Origin of the sequence: Deinococcus malanensis (genome assembly GCF_014647655.1) — a bacterium.
Classification (GTDB): Bacteria; Deinococcota; Deinococci; order Deinococcales; family Deinococcaceae; genus Deinococcus; species Deinococcus malanensis.
This window is the reverse complement of the sequence record NZ_BMPP01000002.1, coordinates 223282-246368: the sequence shown is the minus strand read 5'-3', so window position 1 is coordinate 246368 and position 23087 is coordinate 223282. Positions and strand designations below refer to the sequence as shown.

Below are 23087 nucleotides of genomic sequence, written 5' to 3'. Positions count from 1 at the left end.
ATGACTGTTCTGGGTGCACGCAAAGGGCGGGGCCTGCAGGGCCGGATGGTGCGCTGGCACCTGCTGGTGCTGTGTGCCATGACCACGCTGCTGGTGGGCGTGCAGACCTGGCAGTTTTACGGCGAGGCCCGTGAACGCATCGGGGAGCGGGCGGTGGTCATCAGCCGGCTGGTCGCGCAGTTGCCGCTGGTCTACCAGGGCGCCGAGCGTGGAGAACCCAACGCCGCCCTGAACGCCCAGGTCAACGCCCTGCGCGACGAGGCCAAGGCCGACTTCATCGTGGTGGGCAATGTGCGCGGTATCCGGCTGGCCCATCCTGTCCCTGACAGCCTGGGCAAGCCCATGATGGGCGGCGACAATGACGCGCCGCTCTCGGGCCGGGAGATTGTCAGCGTGGCGCGCGGCAGCCTGGGGCTCAGTGTGCGCGGAAAGGTGCCGATCTGGGCCGGCGGAGAGGCCGGCACGCGGGTGGTGGGCGTGGTCAGCACGGGCTACCTGATGCCTCAGGCCTGGAATCTGGTGGCCCAGGCGCTGATCAGCCTGCTTCCCTGGTTTCTGCTGGCCCTGGCGCTGGGCACCGCAGGCGCCGTGTGGGCCGCGCGGCGTCTGCGGGCCGAAATCCTGAACCTGGAACCCGAACAGATCGCTGCCCTGGCGCAGCAGCAGCGGGCAGTCCTGGCGGCCCTGCGCGAGGGGGTCATCGCCGTGGACGGCAGCGGACAGGTCACGCTGGCCAGCCAGCGGGCTGTGGAACTGCTGGGACCCGTGCGGACGCCCGCACCCCTGGCTGAGCTGTGGCCGGAACTTGCGGCCCTGACTGCCGGGGGCCTCAATTCCCGGCAGCAGAACCTGGAACTGACCCTTCGTGGGCAACCGGTCCTGGTCAACCTTGAACCGCTCAATGGTCAGAATGGGGCACCCGACGCCCTGGGCGGCGGCTTCGTCTCGGGGTTTCGCGACCGTGCCGAGGCTCTGGCGCTGGCTGACGAACTCACGCACGCACGGGGCTTCGTGGACGTGCTGCGCGCCCAGACTCATGAGTACCAGAACCGCCTGCATGTGCTTTCCGGCCTGTTACAGCTGGGACGCAGTGAGGAGGCCCTGCGGGTCCTGAACGCCGAGATCCAGGCGGATGCCCAGTTCCGGCAGTTGCTGCGCGACGTGCAGGTGCCGCGGCTGGTGGCCCTGCTGGCCGGCAAGCGTGAGCGTGCCCAGGAACTGGGCATCGACTTCCAGGTGGCCGAGGGCAGCTGCCTTTCTGCGCTGTGGGAACGTCACGCCGACACCCTGGTCACGGCTGTGGGCAACCTGACCGAGAATGCCTTCGAAGCGCTGGGTGGCCGGCCTGGGGAGGTCACGGTGCTGATCGGCGAGGACCCTGAAGGCATGCAGGTGGAGGTCGAGGACAACGGTCCTGGCGTGCCCGCTGCCCTGACCGAAACCCTCTTTACACAGGGCGTGAGCAGCAAGGGTGAGGGACGAGGGTATGGACTGGCTGGCGTCTGCGCGCGGATTCAGGCGCTGGGCGGAGGCCTGCGCCATTCCCGGCGGGGCGGGCGGACGGTCTTTCAGGTCAGCCTGCCGGCACCCGGGGCACGAAGTGGGGGAGGACTATGAGTTCGCGCGTGCGGGTGCTGCTGGTCGAGGATGATCTGCGGGTGGCAAGGGTCAACCGTGACCTGCTCGAACGTGATCCGGACGTACATGTGGTGGGCAGCGCGGCCACCTGTGCCCAGGGCGACGCACTGGCGCAGGCCCTGCAGCCGGACCTGATCCTGCTGGACGTCCACCTGCCGGACGGCAGCGGGCTGGGGTTGCTGCGCCACTGGCGCTCGGCGGGGCGCACCACCGACGTGGCCCTGATTACCGCCGCCGACGATGAGGCCAGCGTGCGGCTGGCGCTGGCACACGGCGCCTTCGACTACCTGATCAAGCCGTTTACCGGACAGCGTCTGGCGGAACTGGTGGCCCGACACCGCGCACGACGCCTGAATTCGGCGGCCAGTGCGCCCCGCGTGGACCAGGCCAGCCTGGACCGCCTGCTGGGTGTCACACCGACAACCTCTGGAGTCCTGCCGCGCGGGATCGATCCACATACCCTGGACCGGGTCGCACAGGCACTGGCTGACGCAGCACAGGCCGTCAGCGCCGAAGAGATCGGCGACCGCGTGGGCCTGAGCCGCGTCACGGCCTGGCGGTATCTGGAGCATCTGGTGCGGGCCGGGCAGGCCCAACTCGATCATCAGTACGGTCAGGCCGGGCGTCCGGCCAAGCTCTACCGACACTGCCCCCTCCCCCCAGAAGCCTGAACGGTTGCTGTAATTCAACTGTTCCTCAGGTTCCCGCTGCCCTGAAAGGCCGGACTTACACTGACCGCGTGCTCCGTTCCGTTTCCCTGCTGCTGGCGGCCGCGCTGTCTGTGGGCGCCGCAGGCTGCGCGCCCCGAATCATGTCCGTGCCGGCCGCGCGCACCTCTTCGCTGAACCTGGATGGTCCCGCTCCAGATGTGGTGGTGCTGGGCATGTCCGGTCGCTGCGGACCTCCGTGCCGTGCTCCGCGTGACAACCGCGATGTCCTGTCGGCCCGGGGCACGCTAGACGCTGTGGCGGACTCGATTGCTGCGGCCGGTTACCGTGTGCAGGTCGCCGGGTATGCGTCTCATCCAGGGGCGAATTTCTCGTCACCTTACGTGCAGCCGCAGCAGCGGGGGTTTGGCGGACTGTGGGCCGACGTGCAGCGCATGCGCGCTACCTGGCTGCGCGCTCCGCGTCCTCCCCGGCTGGTGCTGCTGGGCCACTCGCAGGGCGGGCCGTGGCTGCATTACCTGTCCCGGGTGACGCCCGATGTGCCCTACGCCCTTCAGATTGATCTGGACAGCATCTGCGTGACTTGGAAAGGTGATTTCACCGACCTGATTGCAGAAAATCCGCTGCCGGCAGTGCTGCCCAGCCCACTGGCCGCCTGCGAGAACATGGACACGCCGGTGGGGCGGCGCAATGCCAAGGACATCGTGTGGCCCAATGTGGCGCGCAACCTCGAGGTGCAGAGCAAGCGCCTGCCCGCGCGTCCTGGCGAGGCGGGAGGCGTCTACCTGAACTACCTGTTCGAGGTCACGCCGAACATCCGCCCGGATAGCAGCACCACCGGCATCGAACGCTTCGTGGCCTGGAAAGAGGATCACAGCGCCGTGTCTGCGCCGGGCAGTGAGTCCCTGACCTGGGTGACCATCCGGACCAATGATCTGGCCCGGACCTGGAAGTCTGAGGACCTCAGTAGCCGCTAGGTAAGAGGCGCATACCGGGACCGCCGGAGGGAAGCACTTGATGTGCGCTGCTGGAAGAGTCCGGCTGCCCCTTCCGCGCAAGCATCAACATAGAGAGGCCAGCTGCAGCGCAACAACCGGCCGGAGTCTCCGGTTAAAAACCCAAAGAGAACGTGGCGCTACTCAGTCTGTCCCCGTGAAGGCGTAGAAAAGACCGGCCGGGCCTTTCCCCGGCGTCTGCCTACGCGAAATCCGCCTCCGAAGTCGTGACGGCCAGCCGCATGCCGTGGTGTTCCTGATAGCCATGCGCTGGAATTCCTTCTGCCAAAGTATCTTCCAAATTAAAGGTGCCCCGGCTGAAGTGCGTGACGGCCCCTCCGAAGCTGCGTGTCAGGGTGACGGGCCGGTCGGGGGCGCTGATCTGCAGGGATCGGCGCAGCAGCTCGAGCCCTTCGGCGTCCAGCATCGCTATCGGATCACTGCTGGCCCGCAGACCCCCGATCACGTCAAGCATGCCGGCCAGGGCGTGGCGTTCGTTCCGGCTCAGCAGACTGAGTTCGCGCCGGGCAATCATGACGTCAGGGTCGGGCTGGTACCACGCGTGCTGATACCAGCGGCTGAGCGAGGTGTGGAGCGCATTTCGTGCGCTGGGCCCGGTCGCGTCTCCCAGCCATACCCGGCGCGACTCCTCGTCCCAGAACGGCGCGACATCCGGACCCGTGCGCATGGCGTCCACCAGGCCGATGCTGCTGGCAAGCGGTGCGCCGCAGCCCAACAGAAAGGCGTCCTCACCGGCGCCGTCTCTCAGAGCCTGAAGGCCCATCCGGTAAGCCTGCGCCCGGCCCACGGCAGGATCGTGGCGAACCCCCGGAAGCGCGGCGCCGTACAGGAAGTCCAGCTTCAGGTAGGTGTAGCCCCATCCCCGGACCGTGGAGGCCAGCTCACGCAGCCAGTCCAGTACATCGGGGTGGGTGGTGTCGAGGGCGTGGTACGGCCCGCCCCAGTTGTGCCCCGCCAGCAGTGGGTTTCCCTGGCGGTCGCGCAGCATCCACTCAGGGTGCCCGGCGAAGAGGCGGGACGTGGGTGCGACCAGAAAAGGAGCCAGCCACAGTCCCGGCGTTACTCCCAGCCCGGTCAGGGCCGCAGGAAGGTCACGGGCGTGACCGCCGAAGTGCGCAGACGGCTCGGTCCAGTCGCCCAGGTCCGCCTGGAACCCGTCGTCCAGCTGGAATACGTCGAATTCAAGCCCGTATTGACGTGCCTGACGGGCGTTGTCGATCATCGCTTCAAGGGTGACGTTGCGGTAGTACGAATACCAGGAACACCACACCCGCAGGGGCGGCGGCGTCCGGGCACCCATGTTCTGGCCGAGCCGCGCGGCCTGCGCCTCGACTGAGCGGATCACGTCCGGGGTCTCCTCCCAGGCCACGGGAACTTCGGGCCCTTCCTGGGTGTACCAGACCTGAACCGCCGCACCGTCCGAGTGGGCTTCCCAGTGGGTAAAGGTACGGGTGGCGTCCTGGGCGCACCCCACCCATCCGCCCCCGTCGGGCCGGATCAGGGCGATCAGGGTGTGACTGCGCCAACGTCCCGGCGCGCCGCTGGGCAGGAAGGCCGGGTCGTGACCCTGCTCCTGCCTCCAACGCATCAGCGGTGTCGCCTGCGTGTCCTCGATCGGCCGGAGCTCAGCCTCGCTCCATGACTGGTACCCGTTCACCAGGACCCGCAGTCCTGCAGGGGAGACCGGAAGGGTCCACTGCCTACTGGTCATGCATGACCTCAAAGCTGGTGGGGGGCAGCACGCGGCCCTGCCACGGCACCGGCTCTGCCGTCCAGTTCTGTACCAGCGTGTGGCCGGCGCGGCGGCTGAGCCGCACACCCTCGGGCAGGTCGGCGGTGACGACCTGCGCCTCCTGCAGGGCTCCGCGCAGCACGTCCTGGATCAGCGATTCGCTGCTGGCCCCTATGACGGTGACGTTCCCATGCCGGATAACGGCCGCCTGCCCGGTCAGAGGACCGCCCTGGTACGTGTGGGTGGCCTGGGCGCCCTGCAGACGGTAACTTTCAGCCCAGGTATGGGCGGTGTGGCCCCCGCTGATGTCCTGCGTGACGCCTGGCCGCAGGGAATCGTATTGAAGGAGCCGCGCACCCACCAGGGTGCTCAGCGGACCAAACTGCCCGTCCGTCCAGGTGGCTCCGCCCGGTGTCCGGAACGCGGTCCGGGGGCCACAGACCAGGAAGGCGCCTCCCTGCGCGGCGGCGGTCCAGCGCGACGCCATCTCTGCCGTGACCAGCGTGATGGCCGGGGCGACCACCAGCACGTACCCGGTCAGGTCGGCGCTGGCACTGATCACGTCGACATCCACCCCCAGGGAACGCAGGGCCGAATAGTACGTGACCGTCTGCTGCCAGTAGGTGGCCGCGGCGTTGTGGGGCTGCGCATCGTACGCCCACAGGCTTTCGTAGTCGTGCACAAGCGCGACCCTGGCCGGCACGTTCCCGACCGGGAAGCTGCCGAGGTCCAGCGCCTGCACCTCGGCAAAGCCGCGGTCGGGGGTTTCGTCGTGACGCAGCAGGCCCGAATGCATCACTTCCTGGGCCATGGTCGCGGCGCGCCAGCGGAAGTAGCTGACCACGTCGGCCCCGTGCGCCCAGGCCTGCGCGGTCCACAGCTGAACAGCGCCGTCAGCCGGCAGGGGGTTGTACGGCGCCCAATTCACCTGTCCGCACTGCTGCTCCATCACCCAGAAGCCATTGGGGGAATCGGCACCCTCGCGTCCCAGGGCACCTCGCCCTTCCAGCAGGTTGCGGTAGAGGTCATGATTGAACGCGATGAGATCCGGGTGACCTGTGCGGGCGTAGCGGGTCTTGACGTCCTCGCGAATCCCTGGCGGCGCGAAGTACTCCAGCATGCCGGTGGGGTAATTGTCCCAGGTCACGAAATCCAGACCACGGGCGACCTCATAATGGTCGAATCCGGACTCGAAGATCATGAAATTGTGCGTGATGAAACGCCCCGGCGAGAGCTCGCGCAGGATGGCCACCTGCTCGGCCTGAAACTGGCGGATCATCTCCGAAGAGAAGCGGGCGTAGTCCAGCACATGGCTGGGATTGGGCTCCGTGACAGTGAGGTGAGGTGGCCTGATCTCGTCCCAGCCGGTGTACTCCATGCTCCAGAACACGTTGCCCCAGGCCTCGTTCAGCGCTTCCAGGGTGCCGTACTTCTGCTGCAGCCAGCCGGGGAACACTGCGGCACTGGCTCCACCGAAGGAGCGGCTGGTGGCATGGCAGCCGAACTCGTTGTCGGTCTGCCATCCCGCCACCGCCGGATGCTGCCCATAGCGCTCCGCCATGACCCGAGTGATGCGCCGGGAGTGTTCGCGGTAGACCGGCGAGGCGAAGTCGTAGTGCCTCCGGGAACCGAATTCCCGCACGCGGCCCTGAGCATCGTAAGGAAGTATCTCCGGGTGGAACCGCACCAGCCACGCGGGAGGGGTGGCCGTGGGCGTACACAGCACCACCCGCATGCCTGCCGCATGGTAGGCCTCCACGGCCCGGTCAAGCCAGGCCCAGTCGTACTCGCCGGACCGGGGCTCCATGCGGCCCCAGGCGAACTCGGCGATCCGGACGTAGGTCAGGCCAAGCTGACGCTGCTGCTGCGCGTAGGCACTCCAGCGGTCTTCAGGGACGTGTTCGGGGTAGTCGCACACCCCAAGCTGGAGGCGGACTGACGGGCTGGTTTCAGGCCGGGTCATCAGGCCTCCTTGAATGGGCATGGGGCGAATGGGCATGAGGGGACTGCTTCAGCCGGGCGTACAGCTGAAGTCCGGCGGGCGGGTGACTGACGCTTCATCCTTTGACCGCGCCCGAAGCCAGGCCGCCCTGCCAGTACCGTCCTAGCGTCAGAAAGGCGATCAGCAGGGGCAGGATGCTGACCAGGGCACCCAGCACGATCACGGTGTAGATCGGCTCCTGCCCGCTGCTGCTGCTGGTCTGGTTCCAGATGCTCAGGCCCAGCGTGAGTGGAAACAGGTCACTGTGGTTGACCACCACCAGCGGAAGGAAGAAGTTATTCCACGCAGCCACGAACGCAAACAGCCCGACCGTGACCAGTCCGCCCCGCACCAGCGGCAGGCCGAGCCGCTGAAAGATGGTCCATTCCCCGGCCCCGTCGATGCGCGCAGCTTCCATAAGTTCACGGGGAAAACCGGAGTCCCAGAACAGGCGCATCAGATACAGGCCGAACGGATTGGCCAGCCCGGGCAGGATCACGGCCCAGTAGGTGTTCAGCAGGCCAAGTTTCTGCATCATCAGGAACAGCGGCAGGACCAGCGCGGTGCCCGGCACCATGATGGTGGCCAGAATCACCGCGAACAATGTGTTTTTGCTGGCAAACGAGTAAGCGCTGAAGGCGTAGCCGGCCATGGCGCTCACCAGCATGCTGCCCAGTGCGACGGCACTGGCGTACAGCACGCTGTTAAGCAGCCAGCGCAGAAAAATCCCATCTTCTCGTGTGATCAGCGTATTCCAGTTCTCCGCCAGGTGCGGCACTGAACCGAACCACAGGCCAAAGGTGGAAAACAGCTGCCCGTTGTCCTTGAAGATCGTCACGAAGACCCACCACAGCGGCAGCAGGGAATACAGGGCGAAGATGCCCAGCACCATCAGCTGAAGGGGCGAAAAGCGTTGACGCTGCAGCATTAGACTTCTCCTCCCCGCCGGGTCAGACGCAGAAAGATGGCACTCAGCAGGAACGTGAAGACCGCCAGCAGAATCGCCAGGGTCGCGGCGTAACTGAAGTTTCCGTCACGGCTGGCCACCAGGTACAGGTACGTATTCGGGGTGATATTGTCCGGCACGTATCCCAATGGCCTCAGGACAAACGGCTCGGCGAAGATCTGCATGGTGCCGATCACCGAGAAGATCAGCACCAGCAGCAGGCTGGGCCGCAGCAGCGGCAGCTTGATATCCCGGGTCAGGGTCCAGCTGGTCGCCCCGTCGATCCTGGCAGCCTCGTACAGTTCGCCGGGAATGTTCTGCAGGGCGGCGTAGAGCGTGATCATGTTGTAACCCGTCCACGTCCAGGTCACGATATTGGCGATGCTCCACAGCACCACGCCGCTGGCGAGAAAGTCGGTCTGACTGCCGGTGATCTGGTTGAACGGCGACAGGTTCTTGCTGTACAGATAGCCCCACAGCAGCCCGGCAATCACACTGGGAATGGTGTAGGGCAGGTAGAACGCGGTGCGGAACAGGCCCTGGAGCCGCCCCCGGACCCCGTCAAGGATCAGGGCCAGCGTCAGGGCCAGGACCACCATCAGGGGAACCTGCACCAACCCGAACTTCAGAATGTTCCAGAGGCTGACCAGGAAGTCGCTATCCTGAAAAGCGCGAACATAGTTGGCCAGGCCGCCGAAGACGTCCCGCGCCGGACCGAACGCGCCGCGCTTTTTGATAAAGAGGCTGAGGTACCCGGCGTAGAACACCGGGGCCACATAGAAGATCGTGAACAGCAGCAGAAACGGCGCCAGGAACATCCAGGGCATGGCGCGCTGCCGGGCCCGGAAGGCGCTCCGGCGGTTCGGCTGGCCAGGGGCGCGGCCGGTGCGGTGGGCGGAGACTTGACTCATAGGCATGAACCTCACAGCTCAGGTACTGGCCGGGGCCGGGAGCAGACAGAGCGGGCCGGATACCTGTCCGGCCCATTCTTGTCGTCACGGGCTCAGGACACTTAGCGGACTGTGTACCCCTGCTTCTTTGCTTCGGCCAGACTTTCGCGCTGCCAGGCATCGAGCGCCTGATCGGGCGAGAGGCGGCCTTTGAGCATCAGGTCCATCTGCTTGTTGAAGTTGTCGTTCACGAATGGGAACCACGGGGCCCACTGGAAGTTGACGTTCACACCGCGACTGGCCCGTGCGTATACCGCACTGATGTCCTGACCCCCGAAGAATTTGCTGGGATTCTTGGTCTTGTCCTTCAGAATCACCAGGTCCAGCCCCGCGTCGCTGGCCGGGAACAGGCCACCGTTGGTCCAGTTCTGGCTGATCGCGTTCTGCGAAAGGTTGAGCCACAGCGCAAAGAGGGTAGCGGCTTCCTTGTTCTTGCTCTGGGTGGTCACGACGCTGCTGCTGCCTCCCCAGTTCCCGCTGCGCACCGGGCCGCCGGCTTTCCACTGGGGCAGATCCGCGACCCGCCACTGGCCGGCGCTCTTGTTCTTGAGGCTTCCGGCGTATCCCCCGGGTCCCCAGGCGGCTTCCATGTTGGTCACGACCTTTCCGGCTCCGGCGGCATTCCAGTAGTCGGCGGTAAAGGCCTGCAGGGTGCCCACGTGGCCTTTGCGGATCATGCGGTTCCAGGTGTTCAGCACCTTTTTGGCACTGGCGTTGTTCAGGTTCTGCACCCAGCCGTCGCCTTCACGCCGGAAGAACTGCGCGCCATCGGCCCAGGCCAGCGCCATGAACCACGGCGCGAAGGTGGAGTAGAAGTTGCCGAACTTGACGGCCCCGCCGCTTTTCTTGTAGACCGCCTCGGCCGCCTTTTCGTATTCAGCCCAGGTTTTCGGAACGGCCACACCGTACTTCTTCATCAGGTCGGCGCGGTAGACCATCGAGAACGGTCCGGTGTCCTGCGGGATGGCGTAGACCGCTTTGCCGTCCGGACTGACCTGACCCCAGGTCCAGGGCACGAAGTACTTCCTGTAGGTGTTGGCCCCGTACTTGCTGAGGTCTTCCAGGCCACCCAGGTCCACGAAGGCCGGCAGAAAGCCGTACTCGATCTGCGCGACATCAGGCGCCCCGCTGCCGGCCTGAAGGGCCGTGCGCAGCTTGGTGTACGTCTGAGGCCCGCCGCCCAGGTTCGTGATCCGGACATCGATATTGGGGTAGGCCTTCTCGAAAGCCTGAACCGTCTTGTCCAGGCCCGGCACCCAGGACCAGACTTCCAGGGTGACCTTGCCACTCGGAGCCTTCGGGAAGGCCGGGTCGGCAGCGAGCGCGCCGGAAGCAAGCATCAGGGCGGACAGGGCAAGCAGTGCTTTTTTCATAGGTTCCTCCAGGAACGGTGGGCGTGCACGAAGGGTGGGTCGCAAGGGCTTGAGGCAAAGTTGGGCTGGACGAGGGAAGAATTCAAACAACGCCCTGCTACAGGTACGCACTGCTTTCATGAAGACCGCGGGGTATGTGTCCGTACGTTCAGCAACCGGTTGCTCAGCTGGGTGAAAAGTGGATGGTTCTGCTTGCTTCTCTGGTCGGGGTATTGGGCCGGAGGTACTTTTCTGGTGAGCAAGGCGCGAGTGAAGCGGAACCGTCAGGTGGCAGTTGGATTCCCGATCCTGGACCAGATTCCCTGTCAACAAATTTCAAAGCGCATCCTGTAGAAATCAGCCGCAGATCTCCCCGAAGCATCATGATTGCCAGTCAGGGAAGCCTGTGCTTCACCCCTGACCAGAAGGATTTGACTGTCGAACGTTAGCAGCATACATTTCAGAAACCGGTTTCTCAAGAGGGGTGTTATGCGGAAACGAGCCACAACCATCTACGACATCGCGCAGCACGCCCAGGTCTCGGTCTCCACGGTCTCGCGGGTCATGAATGGGCACGACACCGTTCATCCCGAGCTCCGCACCCGGGTCGAACATGCCATCCATGAACTTCGTTTCCGCCCCAACCGGATTGCCCAGACCCTGTACCACCGCCGCTCGAACACCATCGGCTGCATCCTGCCCGATATCACCAACCCCTATTTCGCCCAGCTGTTTTTGCAGTTGGAAGTCGGAGCATCGGAACTGGGATACACAGTCATTCTGGGCAATACCACCAGCAACCCTGACCTTGAGCAGACCCTGGTCCGCAGCCTCGTGGAGCGGCAGGTCGATGGCCTGCTTCTGCTGGGCGGTCTGACAAACCACCCTGAGCCTCCCGAAGCCGGCGTTCAGGCGGTGCGCGAGGTTGCCGAGCGTTTGCCCATCGTGGCGGTCAACGGCGACCTGCCAGGGGTAGACCTTCTGTGCAGTGTCACCTCGGACGAGGCCGGTGGGATGCGCAGTGTGCTGACCCATCTGCAGGGACGGGGACATACCAAAGTCGCGTTCCTCGGGGGAGACAGCAGCGTGACCAGCAGTCTGGAAAAGCTCGCGGTATACCGGGAGTTTTACCCGAACGCCCTTCCTGAGTGGGTGCACTTCACCGGGCTGACCATTCGGGCGGGAGAGGAGGCCCTCCATCGCCTCGGCCAGGCGTCGCAGCGGCCCACCGCCCTGGTGTGTATCAATGATCTCGTTGCGGCTGGAGTGCTTAAGGCGGCGCGAGACGAAGGGTTCGACGTTCCCGGAGACTTCTCTGTCGTGGGATTCGACGATGTATTTCTGGCCCAGGTGATGTGTCCCCCCCTGACCAGCGTGAACCACAATTACGCCGAGCTGGCACGGCAGGCAATAAGCGCGCTTGTAGCGGGAATGGAAGGCAGGAAGCCCGAGCGGGTCATCCGGGTTCCGACGCTGCTGGTCGAGCGCCAGTCCGTGTCCGGCTGACCACATTGCCGCAGCTCTCAGCTTATTTCCGCCCTTTATGCCCAGAGGTGATGTATGACCGGACTCTCCCGCCAGGCCACCCTGTTGATCGCGACCCTCGTGACGCTGCTGATGAACTACCTCAGCAACGCGCTGCCACTGTTCGGCAACAGCAACAAGGAGGTCAGTGACAGCCTGCCCAACGCCTTTACTCCAGCCGGACTCACCTTCGCCGTCTGGGGCCCCATTTTCCTGGGTCTCCTGGGGTTCGCGGTCTATCAGGCGATGCCGGCTCAGCGGGGGCCCAGACTGGACCGGCTGTTCTGGCCATTTCTGCTGTCCAACGTCCTGAACGTCAGCTGGTTGCTGGCCTTTCAGAGCCTGAATTATGGTCTGAGCGTGATCATCATGCTGGCCCTGCTCAGCAGTCTGATCTGGCTGTACCTGACCGTGCAAAGAATGGAACCGCACGGAACTGAACGCTTCACACTGCTTCTGCCGGCCAGCCTGTATCTGGCCTGGATCAGTGTTGCCACCATCGCCAACATCACTGCCTGGCTGGTCAGTCTGGGCGTCACGTCAGGACTGGCCGGGCTGGGCTCCACCGCCTGGGCAGCCCTGCTGGTCGTGATCGCCGCCCTGATCGGCGTGTTCTTCCTCATGAGGTTTCGGGACTTCGCTTTTGCGGCAATTCTGTTGTGGGCTTTTTACGGAGTCTACGCTGCGCGTCCGGAGGTGACGGCCGTGGCAGTTGCGGTGGCGTTGGCGGCCGGACTGGTGCTGATTGGCGGAGTGCTGGCCACCCGTCGCCGTGTGCTCATCTGACCTTGACCAGGCACAGCCTTCAAGGCACCAGGGACGCAGTGATGTCATCGCTGCGTCCCCTGGTGGGCCTGTCTGGTTGTCAGGTTCTATCCTGCCAAGCCAGGGCAGTACCCGAGTCTGAGGCGGCTACTGTGTCCCGTATTTAACAAGCCAGTGAGATCAGCACATTCCCGGAAATGGCGGTTGTGCCCAGCGCTGCTCAGACGATGCCGACCCGCAGGCCGGCCTTGGCCATCGCCCGGGTCAGGTCGGTCAGGGTCACCGAGTCGGCGTCATAGTGCACCTCGAGGTTGCCGGCCATCCCACCCTCGGCCTTCAGGACACCCGGCTGCCGGGACATGTACAGCGCAGCTTTGCGGCCCACTTCAGCGTCGATGGGTTCCCCGTTCTGAAGGCGGACATTGAGAAGCACACGGGTGGGGCGGGCAGGATTGGAGGCGTCGCTCATGCTGCCTAGTGTGCCATCTGGGCTTGTGTGAGGGTGAGTGCCCCCTCACCGTTTGGGCCCGGCGGATGCGAACCCCAGCTGCTGGGCGCAGTGCCTTGGCCGGATCAGAGATGAAAGCGGAGCTTTATGACCGACGTAACAGTTGAATGGCAGGTGCTGCTTTCTCCGGTGTCAAGGTACTAGGTGCGTCGGTGCTACCAGCTTTTCGTGTTCCCTCACCATAAACCTGTGCTGAACTGTCGGAATGCCAATTCCGGCACTTACCAGGGCCCAGGAGATGCTCGGGGAGGCCGCTGAGCTCAATCCTGGCCCCTGGGTGGACCATTCCCTTTTCGTTGCCGCCGCTGCCAGGGCTTTGGCCGAACATCTCGACCCTGAGCAGGCTTACGTCTACGGCCTGATCCACGACATCGGGCGCCGTGCCGGCGTGTCCGACCTGAGGCACATCATCGATGGCTACCACTACCTGATGGACCAGGTGTTTCCACAGGCGGCGCGCATCAGCATGACGCACTCCTTTCCCCTTCAGGACGTTGACGCCGGGGCTGGTGTCTGGGACTGCTCACCTGAAGAAAAAGCGCTGGTCGCGTCCTACCTGGCGTCCGTCACCTACGACGAGTACGACCGACTGCTTCAGCTGTGTGACGCGCTGGCCCTGTCGGCCGGGTTCTGTCTGCTGGAAAAACGCTTCGTGGATGTGGTGCGGAGGCGGGGATTCAATGCCCTGGCCCTGCAGAAGTGGGAAGCCTGGCTGGAACTGGAGCGGTCGTTCAGCCAGGCGGTGGGAGGATCGATTTACGCGCACCTCCCTGGGGTCGTGCACACGACGTTTGGTGTTTCTCTGCGTATGTAAGCCCCCTGAGTGGGATTTCTGAATTCCCGTGAGCCCTGTTTCTGGGACGGCCCTTCTATGGTTGCTGCTCTTTGTTTGGGCATATCTTTCGCTGCGTACGGGCCAGTGCAGGTTTGGGCCTTTATGAGGTGGAGTTGCCGCAAGACGCCCTGGGTTGCTCAACCAGACCAGAAGTCTTGTAGGTCATGACTGGGGGAGGCGCGGGTTGGAGCTGTTCGGGGCAAGGCTCCCCCACGACGGTGCGTTTGGCCGTAACACGCGTTTCACGAGAACTCCCGCCCTGTGTTCGCTTCTCTCGCAGCACCCAGCCACACAGGCGTGGAGCCAGTCTTTCCGGTCCCTGCCCCAGATGGCGGACCGCGGTCTAATTCACGACCACGACGTCGAGGACCGGGGGTGCGGGCAGACCTGACAGCCAGTGTTGAGCGGACTCGGCGTCCAGCAGCTGGGCCCCGCGTTCTTCCGGAAACCATGCCAGCAGTGCCTGGGCGCCCTCTTCAAGCGGTCCGAACACCACCTTATGGTCCCCGTCGCGCAAATAAAGAAGGCCAGTGGGAAGCCCGGCAACCTGCTCACCGACCGCCAGGGGGGCGCCCAGCCACACGGCATCGGCCTCTGCATCGTCAGCTGGGTTCCATATGCCAGGCACACACCCATAATTCACTGGAGCCTTCAGCGGTTCGGTACGCAAGGGCACCACCCTACCTGCGCGCCAGACAAAGCGCTCCCGGGTCCCAGCAGTCCATTCCACCACGCCGGTCCACAGCCGGCTCTCGGTCACGGGCTGACCTCGTACAGTTCCACCTGCCGTAAGACCACCCCGCCAAAAGACAGAACCGCGCGGTATGCACCCTTGGCTGGGGCATCGAGCCTGAAGACTGCCTCGCGCTGCGCGCTGTCCAGGTAGACATTGTCGGTGCCCAGTTCGCGGCTGCCGTCAAACCATTGAACGGTCAGATAACCTGGCTCGAAACGCCCGTCAATCTGCGCTTTCAGCCTCAGCTGCTGCTCTTCGCGGGCCAGAGTCGCGTTGGTAACTCGCGTGGGCAGACGCACCTCGACCTGAGGAGGAATCAGCGGCACATAATTGTACCGGCAGGCACTGAGCGTGACGCATAGCGCACCGGCCAGCAGTCCAGTCACAAGGCGGGGGTTCATGACGTCATTTTATGGCCGCGCCGTGAGAGGCTGGCCCTCCCATCCCCGGAGTCAGACCCGCCTTAACGGCGCCGGTGGGTCTCGATAAAGTCAATCACAGCCTGACGTGTGCCGCCCAGGAAGGTCAGAGGACGCGCCACCGCCGCCATGATCGTCAGGTGGTTGACGCGGGGCAGCACGGTTCGTGTCACTGGCACGCCGGCGCGCTTGAGGGCCGCTTCCATGTTTACGGCGTTCTGTGGATACACGACAGAATCACTCTCTGCGACCAGCAGCAGATGTGGCGGGGCGTCAGGACGCACGTGGCGGTCAGGCATGATCTCGTCAGGCGTTCCACCCTGCGGGAAGGCCCGGGCACTCGAGAACTGCCGGAAATCGTAACTGTACGGTCCAGCTATGCCAATCACGCCACGCACGCTGCTGACCGGCACCCCGGCCTCGCGCAGCCAGCGTTCATTGACCACCACTTCTACCGCATTGAAACCCCCGGCCGAGTGTCCCATCACGAACAGATTGTCGGGACTGCCTCCAAGACTGACCGATCGGTCGCGCAATACCTTCAGCGCCGAGGCTGCGTCCTGCACATAACTGGGGTAACGGTTTTTCGGCGCCAGCCGGTAGTTCATCACTGCCGTTACGTACCCGGCGCGTGCCAGGGACTCGCCGGCAAACCGGTGACCTTCCTTGTCGCCGCCTTCCCAGGAACCACCATGAATGAACAACACCGTCGGAGCCCCCTTGACGTTGGCCGGGGCATAGATATCCATGACGTTCCGGGCATCCGGACCGTAGCGGACGTTGGTGTTGACATTCAGGCCACTGGTGGACACGGCCCGGTTCAGGGTGGTCTGGGCGTCCTGCGCCGAGCAGGACGCCAGCAACGGAACGGAAAGCAGGGTCATTGGAAGGCGCCAGGAACGGCAGGATGAATGGCGAGGCGTAGACATGCTGACCAGGGTAAGGGGCCGTAGCAAGTGCCGGCTGGCACAACCACCACACTCTGACTTCAGAGTCTGTTTACATAGCCTTCCAGTGATAAAGACTACTTGCACACCGGTCTGTCAGACACATTTTCCCGCGCCTAGCAGATGGAAAAATGTCCCTGGATCTGTCCAGGGGTGCTAAGGCTTGCCTTGCCATGGGGCGTCGGTTCACTGCCGGTTGGAACCAAGGAGTGGTGAAGAAGGTTCTGAATAGTTAGAGCGCCCATCGCGCCGGGCGTACATCTCCCACCCGGCGCGATGGGTGCCCCTGATTTCACGATGCAGAACAGGGAGGAATGATTGCGTTGAGCCTCGTGGTCGCTCTAAGGGATCTGGCAGAAGGATGCCATCTTATTAACCAGGTGGAGTGGGTAGATTTTGCCGGGCAGGACGCGGTATGAGCCGCCGAGAGGCCGCCTTCCCGGTGGTGTAAGGCGGAGAACCGCTCTAAGGGTTGCTCTAAAGGTTCCCTGCGCGTTTTCCCACGTGTCTTGTGGTGGCCACGGAGCAAGCTGCGTGCATGACCAATCCCAATCCGGAAAGTGGTGACGTGAATCAGGGCGAACAGATCAACGACGGAATGCAGGGGGCCGATGGCAGCGTCGATGCCAACGGTATGAACCCTTCGGTCAACGCGCAGGAAAAACTCGAGGAACTGCGCGAGAACCTGGGCGACCTCAGCGACGAATAATCCATTCTTCAGACTGTCTGCGCGGGCAGGACGCCATCAGGCGGACCTGCCTATACTTCTGGCCATGTCCCTCCTCGACATGATTGGCCCGGTCATGATCGGACCCAGCAGCAGCCACACCGCCGGAGCCTGCCGCCTGGGTCTGGTGGCACATCACCTGCTGGGCGAGGCTCCGAAGCGCGCGACCATCGGACTGCATGCCTCGTTTGCCAAGACAGGCCGAGGGCACGGCACGCATCTGGCGCTGATTGCCGGACTGCTCGGCTTTGCACCGGACGATCCCCGCCTGCCTCGTGCCTTCGAAGAAGCCAAGGTCGCCGGCCTGGAATTCGAGTTTCGTGATGTGGATCTTGGGGACGTGCACCCCAATACCGCCCATCTGGCCGTGCGGTCTGAAGCCCATGAGGTCACCGTACAGGGCAGCAGTACGGGTGGCGGTGTTATTCAGGTCACCCATGTTCAGGGGCTGGGAGTGAACTTCAGTGCCGCGAGTCCCACAGCACTGCTGCTGTACACCGATGCTGTGGGCATGATCGCGCGGATCGCGGCAACCATTGCCGCCGACGGTGTGAATATCGCCACCCTGACCTGTACTCGTCAGGCCCGTGGAGGACAGGCGTTGCTGGCTGTGGAACTTGACCAGCCCCTCAGCCCGCAAGCCCTGGGTTTTCTGAACCACTGGCCGGATATGGACTGGGTGCGCCTGCTTCCCAAGCTGATGGATGGCTAGGACGTTTGTGCAGTCCTGTGCGGAGGTGTGGGCAGGTTCACTCTTCAGTGCCCAGCCCAGGTGTCTAGTGCTGCGCTTCATCCAATTCGGTGCGCCCATGAGCGTTGGTGCAGGGTGTATTGATCCGGCTGTCACCGGGTTGAGAATGAGGCGGCCCATACTTCGGCGCAGGAGGTCTCCAATGAAAACCATGCTGGTCACCTTGATGTTGCTTTCTGCCCCTGTGGCGTACGCCCAGACCGAGACCGATACTGCGACTGAAACGACCACGACAGACGTCACCGGCACCGATACGACCGGCACCGATGCGACCGGCACCGATACTGCTGGTACCGATACTGCTGGTACCGATACTGCTGGTACCGATACTGCTGGTACCGACGCAACCGGTACTGACACGACTGGTACGGATGCAGCCGGCACAGATGCCACCGGTACAGACACTACGGGGACCGACGCCACGGGCACGGATGCAACAGGCACCACCGATGCAACCGGTACAGATACGACCGGTACAGATACTGCTGGTACCGACGCAACCGGTACTGACACGACTGGTACGGATGCAGCCGGCACAGATGCCACCGGTACAGACACTATGGGGACCGACACCACGGGCACGGATGCAACAGGCACCACCGATGCCACTGGGACTGCGGCGACCGATACCACGACAACGACAACTGGGACCACCGTCACGGCGACAGAAAATCGGCCCGGCTTCCCCTGGGGCCTGCTGGGTCTGGCTGGACTGGCTGGTCTTGCCGGACGTAACAAGGGAACTCGCGCCCAGACCACCACCCAGACCACGCAGACGCGTCGATCCTGAGGCGTTGCCTCGGGCTGGGACGGCTTCCAGTCCCGGTTGAAGTTCGGTTTCCAAGACTCAGACAAATCGTTACCACGCAGACGCAGGCAGCCTAATTTTCTGAGCTGCCTGCTCGTGTTGGTGTACGGTAACCCAGCTGCCAGCTCACTTCATCGGCGGCGTCGTGGAGTGCGCGCAGCAGCGTGTCACTTTCACGCAGCCGGGGGGTGGGAAGGCTGATTCCAAGCGCGGCCAGGACCACGCCGTCTTCACCCCGGACAGGAACGGCCAGACTGCCCGTGCCGCTGGCCCATTCGTTGGCGGTCACCGCATGGGCGCTCTGGCGAATTCTGGTGGATTCTGTACTCCAGCCGGCCGCTGTGGTCACGGTCCGATCCGTAAACGCCACCGCCGGAGAGGGAAGTGGGCGCCCAGCCAGAGCCAGCAGCAGTTTGCCGCTGGCCGTGGCATGGGCTGGAAGCTCAAAGTCCAGCTCTCCGGCGACCGGAGGCCCATCGCGACCCTGCACCGATCGGGCCACGCACAGCACCCGGGAACCGTCAAGCACGCATAGAAAGGCCAGCAGGTGGGTGCGCCGCGCGAGGCGTTCCATAGCAGCGTGGGCAGGTGCGTACCACGGGAGGCTGCCATACAGGGCGCTGGCCAGCTTTAACAGTCGCCAGCCCAGCCGGTAGCGGCCGCGCCCTGCCCGGGTCAGCAGGCCACTTTCACACAGGGTCGTCAATTGCTCGTGGACCGTCGAAGTGGGCTTGCCCACATGCCGCGACAGACTGCTGAGGTTCCATTCCGTGTGGTCGGCGTCGAACAGTTCGAGCAGATGAACCGCGTGTTCTACGGTTGCCAGGGTGCGCGGCATGGCACGAGTCTACCCAATTTCCGGGTATTCCGGAAAACGACGTTGTGACAGCACTTGATCGGGAGGACGATGGGAACACCGATTCGACGGACCCACTTTTCCTCTCAGGAGACCTGCCATGACCCATACCGTGCCCGCCCTCGCCGAACCTGCTCCTGTCGTCCGTGCTCCCCGGGGGCCGCAGCGCACCGCCAAAGGCTGGATTCAGGAAGCTGCCAAACGTATGCTCATGAACAACCTTGACCCCGAGGTGGCCGAGCATCCCGAGACGCTGGTCGTGTACGGCGGACGCGGCAAGGCCGCGCGCAACTGGCCTGCGTTTCACAAGATCGTGGAGACCCTGGACCGCCTTGAAAACGACGAGACGCTGCTGATCCAGTCGGGCAAGCCGGTGGCTGTGCTGAAAACCAGCGAGTGGGCACCGCGTGTGCTGCTGGCCAACAGCAACCTCGTGCCGCACTGGGCGAACTGGGAAACCTTCGACAAGCTCGATCAGGCGGGTCTGATGATGTACGGCCAGATGACGGCTGGCAGCTGGATTTATATCGGCACGCAGGGCATTCTGCAGGGCACCTACGAGACCTTCGCCGGGGCGGCCCGCAAGCACTTCGGCGGCTCACTGAAGGGAACCATCACCGTCACCGCTGGGCTCGGCGGCATGGGGGGGGCGCAGCCACTGGCGGTCAAGCTGGCCGGCGGTGTGAGCATTACCATCGAGATCGACCCCACGCGCATTCAGAAGCGTCTGGAAACCCGCTATCTCGACGAGGTGGCCGCCAGTCTGGAAGACGCCATTGCCCGCGCCGAGGCGTATAAGGCAGCGGGCGAGGCCCGCTCCATCGGTGTGCAGGGCAACGCGGCGCAACTGGTTCCGCAGCTCGTGGCCATGAACTGGACCCCGGACCTGATTACCGACCAGACCAGCGCTCACGACCCGATGTGGGGCTACATCCCGGTCCTGACCCCCGACGAGGACGCCGCACTGCTGCGAGAGGCGCATCCGGAGCAGTACCGTGCCCGGGCCTACGAGGCCATGGCCGCTCATGTCCGCGCCATCCTCGACCTTCAGCGGCGCGGCGCTGTGGCCTTCGATTACGGCAACAACCTGCGCCACCGCGCCCAGGAGGCCGGGGTGGAGAACGCCTTCGACTACCCGGGCTTCGTGCCGGCCTTTATCCGGGATTCCTTCTGCGAGGGTCGGGGGCCATTCCGCTGGGTGGCGCTCTCCGGGGACCCGGAGGATATCCGCGCCACCGACCGGGCGCTCCTCGACCTGTTCCCGGACGACGAGCGACTGCAGAGCTGGCTGACCTACGCCGCTGAGCAGATCGCCTTCCAGGGGCTGCCGGCGCGCATATGCTGGCTGGGCTACAAGGAACGCGACCGGGCCGCGAAGCTGTTCAACGAGATGGTGGCCGACGGCCGCCTGAGAGCGCCTATCGTGATTGGCCGTGACCACCTCGACGCCGGCAGTGTCGCCAGTCCCTACCGCGAGACCGAGGCGATGAAGGACGGCAGTGACGCCGTTTCCGACTGGGCTCTGCTGAACTTCGGGGTGGGTATCGCGTCTGGTGCGGCCTGGATGAGCTTTCACCACGGGGGCGGCGTGGGTCTGGGCTTCTCCCAGCACAGCGGCCTGGTGGCGCTGGCCGACGGCACCCCCGAGGCTGCCGCACGCCTGAGCCGCTGCCTGGTCAACGACCCCGGCATGGGGGTGATCCGTCACGCGGACGCCGGCTATGACCTGGCCCTCGACGTGGCGCGCGACCGCGGCCTGGACCTGCCCAGCCTGGAGATCGCTGACCTTACCAAAGGCCAGCAGTGAACACTCCGGCCCACCTCCCCTACGGGGGAATTCCTACCTTCGCCCGCGCGCCTCAGGTTGAACCCGGGGGTAGCTGGCGCGCGGATGTGGCGGTGCTGGGGGTGCCGTACGACATTGCCCTGGGCTTCCGCCCGGGGGCGCGCTTTGCACCGCGGGCCCTGCGCGAGGCCAGTCTGCGCAGCGTGCCGCCGTTTACCGGCCTCGATGGCCGGACCCGTCTGGTGGGGGTGACCTTCGCGGATGCCGGCGACGTGGTTCTGCCCAGCCTGGAGCCCGAGCTGATGCAGTCGCGCACTACCACGGCGGCCCGGTCGCTGCGGGAGCGCTGCACTCTGCCGGTCTTCCTTGGGGGAGATCACAGTGTCTCCTTCCCGCTGCTGCGTGCCTTTGCGGACGTGCCCGATCTGCACGTGGTGCAGCTCGACGCCCACCTGGATTTCACCGATGTGCGCAATGACACCCGCTGGAGCAACTCCAGCCCCTTTCGCCGGGCGGTGGAGGCCCTGCCCAACCTCGTACACATCACCACCATCGGGCTGCGCGGACTGCGCTTCGACCCCGAGGCCGTGGGCGCTGCCCGTGCCCGCGGACACACCCTGATTCCCATGACGGACATTCAGGACGGTCTGGCCGGGGCCATGCAACAGCTGCCGCGCGGTCAGAATGTGTACATCAGCGTGGATGTGGACGGGCTGGACCCCTCGGTCATTCCGGGGACGAGCAGCCCCGAACCGGACGGCTTTACCTACGCCCAGGCCATGGCGGTGCTGGTGGCCACAGCCCGGCACAACCGCGTGGTGGGTCTGGACCTCGTGGAACTCGCTCCGAACCTGGACCCCACCGGGCGCAGTGAACTGCTGTGCGCCCGGCTGATCATGGAGACCGTGTGCGAGGTCTTTGAGGCGGCCGGCAATGGCTGAGACGCTCTTTACAGGGATTTCTGAACTCGTGACCCCGGCTACCAGTGTGCAGCGCGGAGCGGCCATGCGGAACCTGAGCCGGCTGAACGACGCGGCGATGCTGGTCAGAGACGGCGTGATTACGTGGGTCGGCACGCGTCGGCAGGCGCCTGCGGCCGCCAGCGTTCATGATCTGGGCGACGTGGCCGTGGTGCCTGGACTGGTGGACCCGCATACCCACGCGGTCTGGGCAGGAGACCGCCTGGCCGACTTCGAGGCCCGCATTTCAGGTGTGCCCTACGAGGAGATCCTGGCGCAGGGTGGAGGTATCCGGTCAACCATGCGGGCGACGGCGGCCAGTTCCGTGCAAGTCCTGGTGGAGCTGGCCCGGCCACGCCTGGCAGCGTTGCGGGCCTCCGGGGCGACCACCGTTGAAGTGAAGAGCGGCTACGGCCTGGACTTTGAGGCCGAACTGCGGATGTTGCAGGCGGTGCGGGTGCTGCAGGCTGAATTTGACCTGATGCCCACGCTGCTTATTCATGTTCCACCGCAGGACAACCGTGCGGCGTACGTGCAGGGTGTATGCGGGGACCTGATTCCGCAGGTGGCAGCAGAACACCTAGCAGCTGCCGTGGACGTGTTCTGTGAGAAGGAAGCGTTCAGCGTAGAGGAGACCCGGCAGATTCTTGCGGCGGCGCAGGCTCATGGGCTCCGGGTCAAGGTTCACGCCGACCAGTTTCACGCGATTGGCGGCACCGAACTCGCATGCCAGCTTGGAGCGCTCAGCGTAGACCACCTGGAGGCCAGCGGGCCAGCCCAGATCGGGGCTCTGGCCGCCTCGGACACGGTGGCCACGATTCTGCCCGGCGTCACCCTGCACCTGGGGCTGCCGGCGGCGCCCGGCCGCGACCTGATCGACTCGGGCGCTGCGGTGGCTGTCGGCACCGATCTCAATCCCGGCTCCTCGCCGGTGTTCAGCACCCAGCTGGCCCTGGCGTTGGCCGTGCGGCTGTGTGGCCTGACCCCGCCCGAGGCGCTGTGTGCCTGTACCGTCAATGCTGCCCACGCCCTGGGCCTGCGGGACCGGGGAGCGCTCGCACCCGGACAGCGGGCCGATTTTCTGGCCTTGCACAGTCCGGACTGGCGGGACCTGGCCTACACCCTGGGGGCCAGCCCGGTCCGTGATGTGTGGCGGGCCGGGATACAGGCCTGAACTCTGCCG

Annotated in this window: 22 protein-coding genes; 12 read left to right on the top strand and 10 right to left on the bottom strand. The window is 64.7% G+C overall.

Annotated elements, in window-relative coordinates:
- The 3 genes from IEY49_RS03585 (at nucleotide 1) to IEY49_RS03575 (ending at nucleotide 3283) form a co-directional block, all read left to right on the top strand.
- Entirely contained in the window at nucleotides 1–1617 is a 1617-nt protein-coding gene (locus IEY49_RS03585; RefSeq protein WP_189004623.1) for an ATP-binding protein, read from the top strand.
- Nucleotides 1614–2309 (top strand): response regulator, encoded by a 696-nt coding sequence (locus IEY49_RS03580; protein WP_189004622.1) that lies wholly within the window; start codon nucleotides 1614–1616, stop codon nucleotides 2307–2309. Before IEY49_RS03585 ends, IEY49_RS03580 begins: the two co-directional genes overlap by 4 nt.
- A gap of 68 nt (nucleotides 2310–2377) precedes the next feature.
- Nucleotides 2378–3283, top strand: coding sequence for a hypothetical protein (locus IEY49_RS03575; protein ID WP_189004620.1), 906 nt, complete (start codon nucleotides 2378–2380; stop codon nucleotides 3281–3283).
- A gap of 220 nt (nucleotides 3284–3503) precedes the next feature.
- Here IEY49_RS03575 and IEY49_RS03570 read toward each other — a convergent pair whose 3' ends face one another.
- The 5 genes from IEY49_RS03570 to IEY49_RS03550 all read right to left on the bottom strand — a co-directional run bounded on the left by IEY49_RS03570 (nucleotide 3504) and on the right by IEY49_RS03550 (nucleotide 10304).
- Nucleotides 3504–5033 carry a glycoside hydrolase family 36 protein gene (locus IEY49_RS03570; RefSeq protein ID WP_189004618.1) on the bottom strand — a complete coding sequence of 510 codons (1530 nt, stop codon included), beginning with the start codon at nucleotides 5031–5033 and terminating at the stop codon, nucleotides 3504–3506.
- Nucleotides 5023–7017 (bottom strand): beta-galactosidase, encoded by a 1995-nt coding sequence (locus tag IEY49_RS03565; RefSeq protein ID WP_189004616.1) that lies wholly within the window; start codon nucleotides 7015–7017, stop codon nucleotides 5023–5025. Before IEY49_RS03565 ends, IEY49_RS03570 begins: the two co-directional genes overlap by 11 nt.
- Before the next feature lie 94 nt (nucleotides 7018–7111).
- Nucleotides 7112–7963, bottom strand: a complete 852-nt coding sequence (locus IEY49_RS03560; RefSeq protein ID WP_189004614.1) for a carbohydrate ABC transporter permease — start codon at nucleotides 7961–7963, stop codon at nucleotides 7112–7114.
- Nucleotides 7963–8892: a carbohydrate ABC transporter permease gene (locus tag IEY49_RS03555; RefSeq protein WP_229780608.1), complete on the bottom strand. Its 930-nt coding sequence runs from the start codon at nucleotides 8890–8892 to the stop codon at nucleotides 7963–7965. The genes IEY49_RS03560 and IEY49_RS03555 overlap by 1 nt, the downstream gene beginning before the upstream one ends.
- A 101-nt stretch (nucleotides 8893–8993) precedes the next feature.
- Nucleotides 8994–10304 (bottom strand): ABC transporter substrate-binding protein, encoded by a 1311-nt coding sequence (locus IEY49_RS03550; RefSeq protein WP_189004611.1) that lies wholly within the window; start codon nucleotides 10302–10304, stop codon nucleotides 8994–8996.
- Between the two features lie 468 nt (nucleotides 10305–10772).
- On the opposite strand from IEY49_RS03550, the gene IEY49_RS03545 reads away from it, so the two are divergent.
- Together IEY49_RS03545 and IEY49_RS03540 are read left to right on the top strand one after the other, a co-directional pair.
- Complete coding sequence (locus IEY49_RS03545) at nucleotides 10773–11789, top strand: LacI family DNA-binding transcriptional regulator (RefSeq protein WP_189004609.1); 1017 nt, start codon at nucleotides 10773–10775, stop codon at nucleotides 11787–11789.
- 54 nt (nucleotides 11790–11843) lie between these two features.
- On the top strand, nucleotides 11844–12593 hold the full coding sequence (locus IEY49_RS03540) for a TspO-related membrane protein (protein WP_189004607.1): 750 nt from the start codon (nucleotides 11844–11846) through the stop codon (nucleotides 12591–12593).
- A 199-nt stretch (nucleotides 12594–12792) separates the two neighbouring features.
- Here IEY49_RS03540 and IEY49_RS03535 read toward each other — a convergent pair whose 3' ends face one another.
- The gene (locus IEY49_RS03535; RefSeq protein ID WP_189004606.1) at nucleotides 12793–13041 is read right to left on the bottom strand and encodes a hypothetical protein; all 249 of its coding nucleotides are present in this window, start codon (nucleotides 13039–13041) and stop codon (nucleotides 12793–12795) included.
- Nucleotides 13042–13285: 244 nt separating this feature from the next.
- Here IEY49_RS03535 and IEY49_RS03530 point away from each other — a divergent pair, with 244 nt between their 5' ends.
- Nucleotides 13286–13894: an HD domain-containing protein gene (locus IEY49_RS03530; RefSeq protein WP_189004603.1), complete on the top strand. Its 609-nt coding sequence runs from the start codon at nucleotides 13286–13288 to the stop codon at nucleotides 13892–13894.
- A 364-nt stretch (nucleotides 13895–14258) separates the two neighbouring features.
- On the opposite strand, the gene IEY49_RS03525 is transcribed toward IEY49_RS03530, so the two are convergent.
- The 3 genes from IEY49_RS03525 to IEY49_RS03515 all read right to left on the bottom strand — a co-directional run bounded on the left by IEY49_RS03525 (nucleotide 14259) and on the right by IEY49_RS03515 (nucleotide 15954).
- On the bottom strand, nucleotides 14259–14675 hold the full coding sequence (locus IEY49_RS03525; protein WP_229780607.1) for an inorganic pyrophosphatase: 417 nt from the start codon (nucleotides 14673–14675) through the stop codon (nucleotides 14259–14261).
- Nucleotides 14672–15052, bottom strand: a complete 381-nt coding sequence (locus IEY49_RS03520) for a hypothetical protein (protein ID WP_189004601.1) — start codon at nucleotides 15050–15052, stop codon at nucleotides 14672–14674. Before IEY49_RS03520 ends, IEY49_RS03525 begins: the two co-directional genes overlap by 4 nt.
- A gap of 62 nt (nucleotides 15053–15114) precedes the next feature.
- Nucleotides 15115–15954, bottom strand: a complete 840-nt coding sequence (locus tag IEY49_RS03515) for an alpha/beta hydrolase (protein ID WP_189004836.1) — start codon at nucleotides 15952–15954, stop codon at nucleotides 15115–15117.
- A 601-nt stretch (nucleotides 15955–16555) separates the two neighbouring features.
- On the opposite strand from IEY49_RS03515, the gene IEY49_RS03510 reads away from it, so the two are divergent.
- The 3 genes from IEY49_RS03510 to IEY49_RS03500 all read left to right on the top strand — a co-directional run bounded on the left by IEY49_RS03510 (nucleotide 16556) and on the right by IEY49_RS03500 (nucleotide 18285).
- Nucleotides 16556–16726, top strand: a complete 171-nt coding sequence (locus IEY49_RS03510) for a hypothetical protein (protein ID WP_189004599.1) — start codon at nucleotides 16556–16558, stop codon at nucleotides 16724–16726.
- Between the two features lie 64 nt (nucleotides 16727–16790).
- Nucleotides 16791–17456, top strand: a complete 666-nt coding sequence (gene sdaAB, locus IEY49_RS03505) for an L-serine ammonia-lyase, iron-sulfur-dependent subunit beta (RefSeq protein ID WP_189004597.1) — start codon at nucleotides 16791–16793, stop codon at nucleotides 17454–17456.
- A 181-nt stretch (nucleotides 17457–17637) separates the two neighbouring features.
- The gene (locus IEY49_RS03500; protein ID WP_189004595.1) at nucleotides 17638–18285 is read left to right on the top strand and encodes a hypothetical protein; all 648 of its coding nucleotides are present in this window, start codon (nucleotides 17638–17640) and stop codon (nucleotides 18283–18285) included.
- Nucleotides 18286–18376: 91 nt separating this feature from the next.
- Here IEY49_RS03500 and IEY49_RS03495 read toward each other — a convergent pair whose 3' ends face one another.
- On the bottom strand, nucleotides 18377–19141 hold the full coding sequence (locus IEY49_RS03495; RefSeq protein ID WP_189004593.1) for an IclR family transcriptional regulator: 765 nt from the start codon (nucleotides 19139–19141) through the stop codon (nucleotides 18377–18379).
- 118 nt (nucleotides 19142–19259) lie between these two features.
- Here IEY49_RS03495 and hutU point away from each other — a divergent pair, with 118 nt between their 5' ends.
- Genes hutU through hutI form a run of 3 tightly spaced genes read left to right on the top strand, consistent with a single transcriptional unit; the run spans nucleotide 19260 to nucleotide 23078 of the window.
- Complete coding sequence (gene hutU / locus IEY49_RS03490) at nucleotides 19260–20966, top strand: urocanate hydratase (RefSeq protein ID WP_189004591.1); 1707 nt, start codon at nucleotides 19260–19262, stop codon at nucleotides 20964–20966.
- The gene (locus IEY49_RS03485) at nucleotides 20963–21886 is read left to right on the top strand and encodes an arginase family protein (RefSeq protein WP_189004589.1); all 924 of its coding nucleotides are present in this window, start codon (nucleotides 20963–20965) and stop codon (nucleotides 21884–21886) included. The genes hutU and IEY49_RS03485 overlap by 4 nt, the downstream gene beginning before the upstream one ends.
- Nucleotides 21879–23078, top strand: a complete 1200-nt coding sequence (hutI, locus tag IEY49_RS03480; protein ID WP_189004587.1) for an imidazolonepropionase — start codon at nucleotides 21879–21881, stop codon at nucleotides 23076–23078. The genes IEY49_RS03485 and hutI overlap by 8 nt, the downstream gene beginning before the upstream one ends.
- Nucleotides 23079–23087 lie beyond the last annotated feature (9 nt).

Excerpts from the sequence above, each read along its gene's own strand:
- IEY49_RS03555 (WP_229780608.1), bottom strand. The coding sequence starts at position 8,892 with ATGAGTCAAGTCTCCGCCCACCGCACCGGCCGCGCCCCTGGCCAGCCG.
- IEY49_RS03560 (WP_189004614.1), bottom strand. The coding sequence starts at position 7,963 with ATGCTGCAGCGTCAACGCTTTTCGCCCCTTCAGCTGATGGTGCTGGGC.
- hutU (WP_189004591.1), top strand. The coding sequence starts at position 19,260 with ATGACCCATACCGTGCCCGCCCTCGCCGAACCTGCTCCTGTCGTCCGT.
- IEY49_RS03565 (WP_189004616.1), bottom strand. The coding sequence starts at position 7,017 with ATGACCCGGCCTGAAACCAGCCCGTCAGTCCGCCTCCAGCTTGGGGTG.
- IEY49_RS03530 (WP_189004603.1), top strand. The coding sequence starts at position 13,286 with ATGCCAATTCCGGCACTTACCAGGGCCCAGGAGATGCTCGGGGAGGCC.
- IEY49_RS03495 (WP_189004593.1), bottom strand. The coding sequence starts at position 19,141 with ATGCCGCGCACCCTGGCAACCGTAGAACACGCGGTTCATCTGCTCGAA.
- IEY49_RS03580 (WP_189004622.1), top strand. The coding sequence starts at position 1,614 with ATGAGTTCGCGCGTGCGGGTGCTGCTGGTCGAGGATGATCTGCGGGTG.
- IEY49_RS03510 (WP_189004599.1), top strand. The coding sequence starts at position 16,556 with ATGACCAATCCCAATCCGGAAAGTGGTGACGTGAATCAGGGCGAACAG.
- hutI (WP_189004587.1), top strand. The coding sequence starts at position 21,879 with ATGGCTGAGACGCTCTTTACAGGGATTTCTGAACTCGTGACCCCGGCT.
- IEY49_RS03520 (WP_189004601.1), bottom strand. The coding sequence starts at position 15,052 with ATGAACCCCCGCCTTGTGACTGGACTGCTGGCCGGTGCGCTATGCGTC.
- IEY49_RS03570 (WP_189004618.1), bottom strand. The coding sequence starts at position 5,033 with ATGACCAGTAGGCAGTGGACCCTTCCGGTCTCCCCTGCAGGACTGCGG.
- sdaAB (WP_189004597.1), top strand. The coding sequence starts at position 16,791 with ATGTCCCTCCTCGACATGATTGGCCCGGTCATGATCGGACCCAGCAGC.
- IEY49_RS03535 (WP_189004606.1), bottom strand. The coding sequence starts at position 13,041 with ATGAGCGACGCCTCCAATCCTGCCCGCCCCACCCGTGTGCTTCTCAAT.
- IEY49_RS03515 (WP_189004836.1), bottom strand. The coding sequence starts at position 15,954 with ATGACCCTGCTTTCCGTTCCGTTGCTGGCGTCCTGCTCGGCGCAGGAC.
- IEY49_RS03545 (WP_189004609.1), top strand. The coding sequence starts at position 10,773 with ATGCGGAAACGAGCCACAACCATCTACGACATCGCGCAGCACGCCCAG.
- IEY49_RS03550 (WP_189004611.1), bottom strand. The coding sequence starts at position 10,304 with ATGAAAAAAGCACTGCTTGCCCTGTCCGCCCTGATGCTTGCTTCCGGC.
- IEY49_RS03500 (WP_189004595.1), top strand. The coding sequence starts at position 17,638 with ATGAAAACCATGCTGGTCACCTTGATGTTGCTTTCTGCCCCTGTGGCG.
- IEY49_RS03585 (WP_189004623.1), top strand. The coding sequence starts at position 1 with ATGACTGTTCTGGGTGCACGCAAAGGGCGGGGCCTGCAGGGCCGGATG.
- IEY49_RS03540 (WP_189004607.1), top strand. The coding sequence starts at position 11,844 with ATGACCGGACTCTCCCGCCAGGCCACCCTGTTGATCGCGACCCTCGTG.